Annotated in this window: 8 protein-coding genes; 3 read left to right on the top strand and 5 right to left on the bottom strand. The window is 63.0% G+C overall.

Going from position 1 to position 12,000, the window contains the following annotated elements:
- Positions 1-52: 52 nt before the first annotated feature.
- The 4 genes from M5B98_RS24590 to M5B98_RS24575 all read right to left on the bottom strand — a co-directional run bounded on the left by M5B98_RS24590 (position 53) and on the right by M5B98_RS24575 (position 4,965).
- Positions 53-1,723: a bifunctional protein-serine/threonine kinase/phosphatase gene (locus tag M5B98_RS24590; protein ID WP_248744261.1), complete on the bottom strand. Its 1,671-nt coding sequence runs from the start codon at positions 1,721-1,723 to the stop codon at positions 53-55.
- Positions 1,724-1,730: 7 nt separating this feature from the next.
- Complete coding sequence (locus tag M5B98_RS24585; RefSeq protein WP_248744260.1) at positions 1,731-2,942, bottom strand: nitrate/nitrite transporter; 1,212 nt, start codon at positions 2,940-2,942, stop codon at positions 1,731-1,733.
- A 220-nt stretch (positions 2,943-3,162) separates the two neighbouring features.
- Positions 3,163-3,738: an ANTAR domain-containing response regulator gene (locus tag M5B98_RS24580; RefSeq protein WP_134826004.1), complete on the bottom strand. Its 576-nt coding sequence runs from the start codon at positions 3,736-3,738 to the stop codon at positions 3,163-3,165.
- A gap of 15 nt (positions 3,739-3,753) precedes the next feature.
- Positions 3,754-4,965 carry a CmpA/NrtA family ABC transporter substrate-binding protein gene (locus tag M5B98_RS24575; protein WP_248744259.1) on the bottom strand — a complete coding sequence of 404 codons (1,212 nt, stop codon included), beginning with the start codon at positions 4,963-4,965 and terminating at the stop codon, positions 3,754-3,756.
- Between the two features lie 222 nt (positions 4,966-5,187).
- Between M5B98_RS24575 and M5B98_RS24570 the strand changes: the two genes are divergently transcribed.
- Complete coding sequence (locus tag M5B98_RS24570) at positions 5,188-6,207, top strand: quinone-dependent dihydroorotate dehydrogenase (protein ID WP_011333259.1); 1,020 nt, start codon at positions 5,188-5,190, stop codon at positions 6,205-6,207.
- A gap of 138 nt (positions 6,208-6,345) precedes the next feature.
- Here M5B98_RS24570 and rmf read toward each other — a convergent pair whose 3' ends face one another.
- Complete coding sequence (rmf, locus tag M5B98_RS24565) at positions 6,346-6,561, bottom strand: ribosome modulation factor (RefSeq protein ID WP_003223300.1); 216 nt, start codon at positions 6,559-6,561, stop codon at positions 6,346-6,348.
- A 530-nt stretch (positions 6,562-7,091) separates the two neighbouring features.
- Between rmf and rlmKL the strand changes: the two genes are divergently transcribed.
- The gene (rlmKL, locus tag M5B98_RS24560) at positions 7,092-9,362 is read left to right on the top strand and encodes a bifunctional 23S rRNA (guanine(2069)-N(7))-methyltransferase RlmK/23S rRNA (guanine(2445)-N(2))-methyltransferase RlmL (protein ID WP_085711913.1); all 2,271 of its coding nucleotides are present in this window, start codon (positions 7,092-7,094) and stop codon (positions 9,360-9,362) included.
- A 144-nt stretch (positions 9,363-9,506) separates the two neighbouring features.
- The gene (locus M5B98_RS24555; protein WP_248744258.1) at positions 9,507-11,891 is read left to right on the top strand and encodes a diguanylate cyclase; all 2,385 of its coding nucleotides are present in this window, start codon (positions 9,507-9,509) and stop codon (positions 11,889-11,891) included.
- Positions 11,892-12,000: the final 109 nt, after the last annotated feature.

Here is a 12,000-nt window from a genome sequence, read left to right as displayed (position 1 = left end):
TTGTGTTTTCTGCACCGATTGGATGCGGCTTGCCCGTTAATGGAGCGACGAGTCAGCCATGAAACAACAGAAACAGCAGCACCAGATTGCCCAGCAGCGCCAGTAACGCCAATGTCCGCCAGACCTTCAGCGGTTCCCGTTCGAGCAAAGGACGAGGGCGTACATTCAGGCTGCGGCGTTCACCCTGCTCCAGCGTGAGCAACCATTCCTCGGCGGTTTCATAGCGTTGCAACGGATCGGCCGAGACGCCACGTTCCAGACACTGCGCCAGCCATTCCGGCAGATCCGGCCGATAACGCGCCGCACTCACCGGCACCCCGAAACGCGGACGCTGGAAGGCTTCGATTTCTCCGTAGGGGAAGTGTCCGGTGAGCAGGAAATACAACGTCACGCCCACCGCATACAGATCCTGACGAGCCTCGGGTGCATCACCCCGAAAGGACTCCGGGGCGATGTAGCTAGGAGTGCCGGGCAAGGTTGACGGCGTGTCTTGCGAAAGGCCGGGGCAATACGCCAGACCGAAATCCAGCAAGCGCAACTCGCCGTCGTCCCCCAGCAGCAGGTTCTCCGGTTTGATGTCGCGGTGCAGTATCTGCCGTCGATGCAGCAGGCCGATGGCCCGCAACAGGCGTTCGGCCACATCCTGCCACTGAGCCAGCGGTAGCGGCCCGCGTTGCTCGAACAGCTGCGCCAGGGTGATCCCCGAATATTCACGCATCACGTAGTACAAATGCTGACGCTGACTGGCGCCATGGACTTCAGGGAAATGTCGCCCGGCCACGCGTTTGAGAAACCATTCCTCCGCCAGCAAGGCCTGGCCTGCGTGGGCATCGTCCGCCAGCCGTGTGGGCAAGGTCTTCAACAGCCACGCCTGGCCTTGGCCATCGAGGACGCGATACAGCAACGATTGCTGGCTCTGGCCGACGCTGCCTTGCACTTGCCAGCCTTCGAAGCTCTGGTCCGGTTTGAGCGGCGGGGGCAGGGGCCATTGCTGCAACTGGATCAGCGCATCGCCGATGCTCGCTTCCCCCACGGCATCCACACGCACCAGCAGGGCGCTGGCGTTGTCCTGGCTGCCGGCCAGATGCGCGGCGTTGACCAGCGTTTGTGCCGCACTGTGCAGATCCGGTTGATCACGCAGGATGCCGGCGATGGCCGTGTCGCCGAGCGTGGCCCAGACACCGTCGCTGAGCAGCACGAAGCTTTCGCCCTCACACAGTTCACCGTCGAGAAAATCCAGTACCAGATGCTGATCCAGGCCCAGTGCACGCTTGAGCACGTGCTGCATGCCCGGCTGTTCCCAGACATGATCCTCGGTGATCCGCTGCAGGGTGTCGGTGTGCCATCGATAGATTCGACAGTCCCCCACATGCGCCAGCGTGAAGCGTCTGCCGCGCAGGACCAATGCACTGATCGTCGTCAGCAACGGCTGGCCGCCGCCATTGGCTTGCAGCCAGCGATTTTGCGCGAGCAACAGGCGATCCAGTGCCTGGGCCACGCTCCAGGTCTGCGGGGTGGCGTAGTAGTCCAGCGCCAGCGCCTGCAGGGTCGAACGCGCAGCCAGACCACCATCGGCGCACTGGCTGACGCCGTCGGCGATGGCGAACAGAAACCCTTTGCTGGCAGCCAGCGCCGGGGCCGGCGTGACCAGGCGCAAGGCGTCCTGATTCTCCGTGCGCGGGCCGGTGGCGCTGGCTTCGGCAAAGCTCAGTTGCAGGGCCATTCGGGCCTCAGACCCGGGCAGCGGTCACGGCCGCCGAACCCCAGGTGGTTCTCCAGCGACGCTTGACCCCGTGCAGGCCGAACCATGCCAACACACCAAGGCTGGCAAACAACCACAGCGCCAGTTGATAGCTGCCGGTGCTTTGCTTGATCGCACCCATGCCCGCTGCCAACGCGAAACCGCCGATGCCGCCGGCCATGCCGATCAGCCCGGTCATCACGCCGATCTCCCGGCGAAAGCGCTGCGGCACCAGTTGGAACACCGCGCCGTTACCCGCGCCGAGACCGAGCATGGTGCAGACGAACAGTGCCAGCGCCGCGTAGGAACTGGGCAGGTTGAAGCCGACGGCCGCGATGCAGACCGCCGCCACCGTGTACATCGCCAGCAATGTGCGAATCCCGCCGAATCGGTCGGCCAGCGCGCCGCCCAGCGGGCGCATCAGGCTGCCGCCGAACACGCAGGCGGCGGTGTAGTAACCGGCGGTGACCGGGCTCAAGCCGTATTGGTCGTTGAAGTAGCCGGGCAGGGCGCTGGCCAGGCCGATGAAGCCGCCGAAGGTGACGCTGTAGAAAAACATGAACCACCAACTGTCACGGTCGCCCAGGGCCTTGAAGTAATCGGCCATGGATTTGGCTTTTGGTCGCTCCGGCGCGTTTTTCGCCAGCCAGGCAAACAGCACCAGGGTCAGGATCAGCGGAATCAGGGCGAAACCGAACACATTGCTCCAGCCGAACGCCGCCGCCAGTACCGGGGCGATCAGTGCCGCGAACACGGTGCCGGAATTGCCGGCCCCGGCGATGCCCATCGCCTTGCCCTGATGCTCGGGCGGATACCACTGAGAGGCCAGCGGCAGCGCTACGGCGAACGAAGCGCCGGCCATGCCGAGGAACAAGCCAAGCAGCAGCGCCTGTTCATAGCTGTGGATGCCGAGTTTCCAGGCACCGAACAGCGCGCCAATCACGATCACCTGACCGATCAGCCCGGCGGTTTTCGGCGACAGGCGATCGGCGAGCATGCCCATCGCAAAGCGCAGCACGGCCCCGGCCAGAATCGGCGTGGCCACCACCAGGCCGCGCTGTTGGGTGGTCAGGTGCAAGTCGGCGGCAATCTGCACCGCCAGCGGGCCGAGCAGATACCAGACCATGAAGCTCAGGTCGAAATACAGGAAGGCCGCGAACAGGGTCGGGGTGTGGCCGGTTTTCCAGAAGCTTTTATTCATCGCGCACCTCAGCGGTAGAGAATCTCGAGAAGGAGTCAGAACCAGCACAGTGGGGCGCCGCCACGGCCGCACCACCGGCCCCGGTCAATGGGGCCAAAACGCAAAAACGCCGCTACCCGGATCGCCGAAAGGGGCGAAGAAGGTGAGCGACGTCTTTGTCGTGGGTGGGGCAACCGCCGTTGGTTACCTGTAGGGATTGCTTAGCGAGATCTGTGCCAGCTCAGCCAAGCAACTCGCTCATGGCAATGATCTGCTCCGCCACCTGAATCAGTTTCTGCTGGCGGCTCATGGCCTGGCGGCGCATGAGGGTGTAGGCCTCTTCTTCGTTGCAGTCCTTCATTTTCATCAGCAGCCCCTTGGCCAGTTCGATGCGCTTGCGCTCGGCCAGTTGCTGGTCGCGGGCCTGAAGCTGCGCACGCAGTGCCTGGTCGCTTTCGAAGCGGGCCATGGCCACGTCGAGAATCGGCTGCAGGCGTTGTGCGTGAATGCCTTCGACGATGTAGGCACTGACTCCGGACTTGATCGCCTGACGCATCACGCCGGGGTCGTGCTCGTCGGTGAACATCACGATCGGCCGGGGCTGGTCGCGGCTGACCAGCACCACTTGTTCCATCACATCGCGGCCCGGTGACTCGGTATCGATCAGGATCACGTCCGGGCGCACCGTTTCGACGCGTGCGGGCAGGTCGATGGTCAGGCCGGACTCGTCGATGACCTCGAAACCGGCCTCGGTCAGCGCGGCTTTCAGGCGGCCGACTTTTTTCGCCGTGTCGTTGATCAGCAGAATGCGCAGCATGTTCGCGGTCTCCTGTCAGCGGTGGGCGAGAAGAGGAGCGAGGTCGCTCAATGCATGCAATTTGAAGCTTCGGGCGTAGGCAACCGGGTCGCTGCCGTCCCAGACCTTGCCGTCTATCAACTGACTGCTGCGCAGATCTTCGGTGCCGACCGGCAAACCGACCGCGCTGGCGGCATCGCGGTACAGCGCCAGTTGCTGCACCTGACGGGCGACGGCGAGGTAGTCCGGGTCATCGCGCAGCAAACCCCAGCGGCGGAACTGGGTCATGAACCACATGCCGTCCGACAGATACGGCAGATTCACCGCACCATCGCCGTGAAAGCGCAGGGCGTGCGGATCCTGCCAGCGGTTGCCCAGACCGTCGTCGTAGTCGCCGAGAAAACGCGGTTCGATGCAGGGAACCGGAGCGTCGAGGTACTCGGCGGCGCTGAGCAGTTGCGCGGTACTGCGGCGGTTTTCCGGGCTTTCTTCGATGAAACGGCTGGCTTCGAGGATCGCCATCACCAGCGCCCGGGCGGTGTTGGGGTATTGCTCGACGAAGGCACGGGTGCAGCCGAGGACTTTTTCCGGGTGATCGGGCCAGATGGTCTGGCTGGTCGCCAGGGTGAAACCGAGATCCTGCTGCACGGCACTGGCGGCCCACGGCTCGCCGACGCAGAAGCCGTCGATGCGACCGGCCTGCAGGTGCGCGACCATTTGCGGCGGCGGCACTACCACGCTGTCGACATCCTGCAACGGATGAATCCCCTGACTCGCCAGCCAGTAATACAGCCACATGGCATGGGTGCCGGTGGGGAAGGTCTGGGCGAAGGTCAGCCTTGCGCGGGTTTGGTGCACATGACGGTGCAGTGCCTCAGGACCGGTCACGCCCAGCCCCTGCAAGCCGTGGGACAGGTTGAGGCTCTGACCGTTCTGGTTCAGCCCCATCAGCACTGCCATGTCGGTGGAAGCAACGCCGCCGATGCCCAGGTGCACTGCGTAGATCAGGCCGTAAAGGCTGTGGGCGGCATCGAGTTCACCGCTGACCAGATTGTCCCGCAGGTTGGCCCATGAGCTCTGGCGCTTGAGGTTCAGGGTCAGGCCGTAAGGCTGGGCAAAGCCCTGCGTGGCGGCGACCACCACCGAAGCGCAGTCGCTCAGGGCCATGAAGCCGAGGTTGATCGCGCTTTTTTCCGGGGCATCGCTGCCGTTGACCCAGGCCAGTGGCCCGACGGAGGTTTGAGTCATGAAAGCCACCCTCAAAAAAAACGCCGTCCCGGACTTTGTCGAGGCAAATCCCGGTGACGACGCCATTGTCCTTGCCCGCCTGCCGTCATTGGCCTGCGGGCTGATGCAGGAGCAGGTGCAAGGCATATGCCAGCGCAGCGGATTTGCGCATGCGCCTCGCGCGGCAGGGCGATGCCCGGCTATAATCGCCGCCTCTTTTCGCCGCCCGAGTCATAGCCGCCCATGTACACCCTGGCCCGTCAGCTGTTGTTCAAACTTTCCCCGGAAACCTCCCACGATCTGTCGCTGGATCTGATCGGCGCGGGCGGGCGTTTGGGCCTCAACGGCTTGCTGTGCAAGGCGCCGGCGTCGTTGCCGGTGAACGTGATGGGCCTGCAGTTCCCGAACCCTGTCGGTCTGGCGGCCGGTCTGGACAAGAACGGCGCGGCTATCGACGGCTTTGCGCAACTGGGTTTCGGTTTTGTCGAAATCGGCACCGTGACCCCGCGTCCGCAGCCGGGCAACCCGAAACCACGGATTTTCCGCCTGCCGGAAGCCGAGGCGATCATCAACCGCATGGGTTTCAACAACCTCGGTGTGGATAACCTGCTGGCGCGGGTGGCGGCGGCCAAATACAAGGGCGTGCTGGGGATCAACATTGGCAAGAACTTCGACACCCCGGTCGAGCGTGCGGTGGATGACTACCTGATCTGCCTGGACAAGGTCTACGCCCACGCCAGTTACGTCACGGTCAACGTCAGTTCGCCGAACACCCCGGGCCTGCGCAGCCTGCAATTCGGCGATTCGCTCAAGCAATTGCTGGCAGATCTGGCCACACGCCGCGCCGAACTGGCCCTGCGCCACGGCAAACACGTACCGCTGGCAATCAAGATCGCGCCGGACATGACCGACGAAGAAACCGCGCAAGTCGCGCAAGCACTGATCGAAACCGGGATGGACGCGGTAATCGCCACCAATACCACCCTCAGCCGCGTGGGCGTCGAAGGCATGGAACACGGTGACGAGGCGGGCGGTCTGTCCGGTGCGCCGGTGCGTGAGAAGAGCACCCACACCGTGAAAGTGCTGGCGTCCGAGCTGGGCGGCAAACTGCCGATCATCGCAGCGGGCGGTATCACCGAAGGCAAGCATGCGGCCGAGAAGATCGCTGCCGGCGCGAGCCTGGTGCAGATCTACTCCGGCTTCATCTACAAGGGCCCGGCGCTGATCCGCGAATCCGTGGACGCCATCGCCGCCAAGCGCTGATCGTCGGACATAAACGGCAGGCATAAAAAAGGGCTCCTCGAAGGAGCCCCTGGGCCGTAGCCCGCCGTCCGGGAAGGACGTGCATGGTGATCAGGGTGTTGCGAAATCAGATTGTCGTGTCGGAATAAGTGCCCTGTGTCAGCCGACGGCGTGAAGTTCGTTGAGTCTGTGGATTCCCGCAGTGCCGGTCATACCGTCCCAGTTGTCGCCGCGTCCTTCTCGCCAGCCGTTGATCCAGGCTTGACGTACCGACGGTAGAGTAAATGGGCAAAGCTCACGGGATTTGCCACCAACGCCATATTGATATCCGCGCAAAAATGCTCTTTCCAACGGATCACGCTTAAGTCTTCTCATAGGGTGTTTCCCTCACTTGTTGACTGTTTTTGTCGCGTCGACCTCAATTGAGGTCTGGCAGAAAAACTCTGCCGTTGGCGGCTCGCTGCCGGCGTGGCGAGCCAAGGTGTTGACGCCGTTGCGACGTCAACCTGTGTCCAGTTCTAACCAATGAGTCACATCGAGGGAATGACCGTTTTGTCATAAGGACGTAACGAAAAGGGTGCTATGGCGATAAGTAACGGCAGGTTTCATGAATGTTTATTCACCAAACCCCGGTATGATCGGCCCTGCGCTGTATGACAGGTTTAATGCCTTAGTGAGAATGACCCACGTTTACCGTCGGGTACTTTTCGACGAAGGGTTGCTTTGAGTCATTTTGTTGCATCAACTTTTTTATCTGTCCCGGCATCTAAGCTCCTTTGACCCGAGCAGCGGGGATGGAACGGCACACCTTCGTGCCACGCGGGCGCTCTTGTAGAAAAGCGCCTGATTGAAAACCGGATCGGCAATGCGTTGCCGGTTCATTAGCCAAAGGCTCTGGAAAAACCATGTCCGACCGTTTCGAACTCTTCCTCACTTGCCCCAAAGGCCTTGAAGGCCTGCTCATCGAGGAAGCCGTCGGGCTTGGCCTTGAAGAAGCCCGCGAGCACACCTCCGCCGTGCGTGGCATGGCGACCATGGAAACCGCTTATCGCCTGTGCCTCTGGTCGCGTCTGGCCAACCGCGTGTTGCTGGTGCTCAAGCGCTTCCCGATGAAAAACGCCGAAGACCTGTACCACGGCGTGCTCGACGTCGACTGGCAGGACCACATGCTCGCCGACGGCACCCTGGCAGTTGAATTCAGCGGCCACGGCTCGGGCATCGACAACACCCATTTCGGTGCCTTGAAGGTCAAGGACGCCATCGTCGACAAACTGCGCACCCCGCAGGGTGATCGCCCGAGCATCGACAAGCTCAACCCGGACCTGCGCATTCACCTGCGACTGGATCGCGGGGAAGCGATCCTGTCCCTCGACCTCTCCGGCCACAGCCTGCACCAGCGCGGCTACCGTCTGCAGCAGGGCGCTGCACCGCTGAAGGAAAACCTGGCAGCCGCGATCCTGATCCGTTCCGGCTGGCCGCGCATTGCCGCCGAAGGTGGCGCGCTGGCTGACCCGATGTGCGGTGTCGGCACGTTCCTGGTGGAAGCCGGCATGATCGCCGCCGATATGGCGCCGAACCTGCGTCGCGAGCAGTGGGGCTTCACCGCCTGGCTCGGTCACGTCCCGGCGCTGTGGAAGAAACTGCACGAAGAGGCCGTCGAGCGCGCCGCTGCCGGCCTGGCCAAGCCACCGCTGTGGATCCGTGGTTATGAAGCCGACCCACGGCTGATCCAGCCGGGCCGCAACAACGTCGAGCGTGCCGGCCTGAGCGAATGGATCAAGATCTATCAGGGCGAAGTCGCGACGTTCGAACCGCGTCCGGACCAGAACCAGAAAGGTCTGGTGATCTGCAACCCGCCGTACGGCGAGCGTCTGGGCGACGAAGCCAGCCTGTTGTACCTCTACCAGAACCTTGGCGAGCGTCTGCGTCAGGCCTGCCTGAACTGGGAAGCCGCGGTGTTCACCGGCGCGCCGGACCTGGGCAAGCGCATGGGCATCCGCAGCCATAAACAGTATTCGTTCTGGAACGGCGCGCTGCCGTGCAAGCTGCTGTTGATCAAAGTGCTGCCGGACCAGTTCGTCACTGGCGAACGTCGTACCCCGGAGCAACGTCAGGCCGAGCGCGAGCAGGCTGCCTACGATCAGGCGCCGGACGAGCCGCAAGAGCGCAAGTACAACAAGAACGGTAACCCGATCAAACCAACGCCGGCCCCGGCTCCGGTGATCGAGCAGCCACGCCTGAGCGAAGGCGGGCAGATGTTTGCCAACCGCCTGCAGAAGAACCTCAAGGCCATGGGCAAGTGGGTCAAGCGCGAAGGCATCGACTGCTACCGCGTCTACGATGCGGACATGCCGGAATACGCCATGGCCATCGACCTGTACCACGACTGGGTGCACGTCCAGGAATACGCCGCGCCGAAGTCGATCGACCCGGAAAAGGCCTCGATCCGCATGTTCGACGCTCTGGCGGCGATCCCGCAGGCGCTGAACATCGACAAGAGTCGCGTGGTGGTCAAGCGCCGCGAGCGTCAGAGCGGCACCAAGCAGTACGAACGTCAGGCGGCCCAGGGCAAGTTCAACGAAGTCACCGAAGGCGGCGTGAAGTTGCTGGTGAACCTCACCGACTACCTCGACACGGGGCTGTTCCTCGATCACCGGCCGATGCGCATGCGGATTCAGAAAGAAGCCGCCGGCAAGCGCTTCCTCAACCTGTTCTGCTACACCGCGACCGCCAGCGTGCACGCGGCCAAGGGCGGTGCACGCAGCACCACCAGCGTCGACCTGTCGAAAACCTACCTCGACTGGGCGCGCCGCAACCTGTCGCTCAACGGCTTCTCTGACAAAAACCGTCTGGAGCAGGGCGATGTGATGGCATGGCTGGAAAGCAGCCGGGACGAGTACGACCTGATCTTCATCGACCCGCCGACCTTCTCCAACTCCAAGCGCATGGAAGGGATCTTTGACGTGCAGCGTGACCAGGTGCAGTTGATCGACCTGGCCATGGCTCGTCTGGCAGCCGGCGGGGTGTTGTACTTCTCCAACAACTTCCGCAAGTTCCAGCTCGAAGACAACCTGGCCGAGCGTTATGCGGTCGAGGAAATCACCGCCAGCACCATCGATCCGGATTTCGCCCGCAACGGCAAGATCCACCGCGCCTGGAAAATCACGGCTCGTTGACGCTTTGCATAATTGGATCCACAGAGCCTTGATTTTAAAGGTTCTTGGATCCGATCAGAGCTAGCCAAATTAATGGCTAATAGCTATAACTCACTCACGGCCAATGGGGTTATCCCGTAAGTACTGGCGTAGTGAGTGGCCCATATGTCGTTGCACCCCGTGCGCCCCAAGATCCTGGGTTTTATCAGCGAAGAAGTCTCGGCCTGGCTGGTCGCGCTGCTGGTATTGCTCGCCGGCGGGATTCTCACGGGGCTGCTGGCCTGGGCCACCCTCAATCAGTTTCACAGCCAGTTGCGCCAGCGTTTCCAACTGCTGGCCAATGAGCGTTACAGCCGTATCGAAGAACGCTTTCAGGATCAGGAGCAGCGCCTCGACGGCCTGCGCCGGTTCTTTGCCAACTCCGAATCGGTGTCCCGCGCCGAATTCGATGGCTACACCCAACCTTTATTACTGCGCACCCAGGCCTATTCGTTTGCCTTGCGGGTGAGCGGTGCCGAGCGCGCCGCGTTCGAGCAAAGGGTGCGCGACGAAGGCCTGAGCACCTTCAGCGTGCGCGAACTCAATGCCCGCGGCGAACTGCAACTGGCCGCCGCCCGGGATGAGTACGTCGTCGTGGTGTACAGCCAGACCCAGAGCCGCCTGGGTTCCCCACTGGGTTATGACTTGCTGGCTCAGCCGTTGCGTCGCTCGACCCTCGAGCGCGCCGACCAGCTCGGCGGCCTGGCGGTGTCGCAGCCGATGCATCTGGTCAGTATCGAACCGGCCTATGCGCGGGGCGTGCTGCTGGTGGCGCCGGTGCGGCGCGAGGGTGAGCCCAAGTCCTTCGGTTATGTGATGGCGGTGATCAGCATGCGCCAGTTGCTTGCCGACGGGCTGCCGGACGCCCTGCATGATTACCTCTCGGTGCGCATCCTCGACCTGTCGACCAATGATCAGCACGAGGTGCTGTTCGAGTCGACCAATGACCCGGCGCCCAGCGATCTGTCGACCACGCGGCTGGTGCGCATGGCCGATCATGACTATCAGGTCGATATCTCGCCCAGCGAGTCCTTCCTGCAGGCTAACCATTCGTCGGTTGGCAGCGTGGTGATTCTCGGCGGTCTGCTCAGCCTGCTGCTCAGTGCGCTGCTGTATGTGCTGGTCAGTCAGCGTCAGCGGGCCTTGCGCATGGTCGAGTTGCGCACCCAGGAGCTGCATGAGCGCGAGCAGGAACTGCGGGGCACCCATGGCCAGTTGCGCGGAGTGCTCAACGCGGCGACTCAAGTGGCGATCATCGCTACCGACCTGCGCGGGGTGATCAACACCTTCAACCCCGGCGCGGAGCAGATGCTCGGCTATCGCAGCGCCGAGGTGGTCGGCCACATGACCCTGGAAAACCTGCATTTCCCCCGTGAGTTGATTACCCGTGCGGCGGAGCTGAGCGCCCGCTATGGCAAGGCCATCCCGACCTGCCAGGCGATGCTGGTGGAGGGCGGCGAAGTCGGCGGGCATGAGGCGCGGGAGTGGACGCTGGTGCGCAAGGACGGCAGCCATCTGCCGGTGAACATGCTCGCCACCCCGGTGCTGGACGAGCAGGGGCTGTGGGTCGGGCACCTGGCGATCTGCATCGACATCACCGAACGCAAGCGTGTACACGAGGCCTTGGCGGCGCGGGACGTGCTGCTGAAGAAGCTCAGCGCCCACGTTCCCGGCGGCATCTATCAGTTCAAGATGGAATTCGACGGGCGCTTCAGCGTGATCTACGCCAGCGACGGCATTCGCGAGATCTACGAGCTGGAACCCGACGTGCTGCTGCTCAATGCCGAATCAATCTTCACCCGGATTCATCCGCAGGACGTCAGCCGTGTGCGCAAGTCGATCCGCGCCTCGGCGGACAACCTCAGTCCGTGGCGTGAAGAGTACCGCGTGCAACTGCCCGAGCGCGGGCTGCGCTGGGTACGCGGCGAAGCGACGCCCGAGGAGCTGCCGGGCGGTGGCGTGCTCTGGCATGGCTACATTTCGGACATCTCCGACCTGAAGCGCGTGGAGGAAGAATTGCGCGCACTGTCGGTGACCGATGCGCTGACCGGCATTCACAACCGGCGCTATTTCCAGGAACGCCTGACCACTGAAATGGCCCGGGTCGAGCGCGGGGGCGGCGAATTGTCGGTGATCATGCTCGATATCGACCACTTCAAACGGATCAACGATCAGTACGGCCATGCGGTCGGCGACCAAGTGTTGCAGGCGGTGTGCGAGCGCATCGGCCATCGACTGCGGCGGACTGATGTGTTCTGTCGTCTGGGTGGCGAAGAGTTCATGGTGCTGTGCCCGGACATCGACGGTGATCACGCGTACATGCTGGCCGTGGAGTTGTGGCAAGGCCTGCGCGGGGCGCCGGTGGATGTGGTCGGTGTGGTGACCGCGAGTTTCGGGATTGCCAGCTGGCGGCCGGGAGAGGGCGCCGACTCGCTGTTGTTGCGGGCGGATTCGGGAGTTTATGCGGCGAAGCAGGGCGGGCGGGATAGGGTCGAGCGGCAGATGCACTGATCCATTCGAATGATCGTTCCCATGCTCTGCGTGGGAACGCCTCTAGGGACGCTCCGCGTCCAGTGACGCGGAGCGTCACGGGCTGTATTCCCACGCAGAGCGTGGGAAC

The sequence above is a fragment of the Pseudomonas sp. MWU12-3088 genome, from assembly GCF_023242405.1.
Lineage (GTDB): Bacteria > Pseudomonadota > Gammaproteobacteria > Pseudomonadales > Pseudomonadaceae > Aquipseudomonas > Aquipseudomonas kribbensis.
This window is presented reverse-complemented; position numbering and strand designations above follow the sequence as displayed.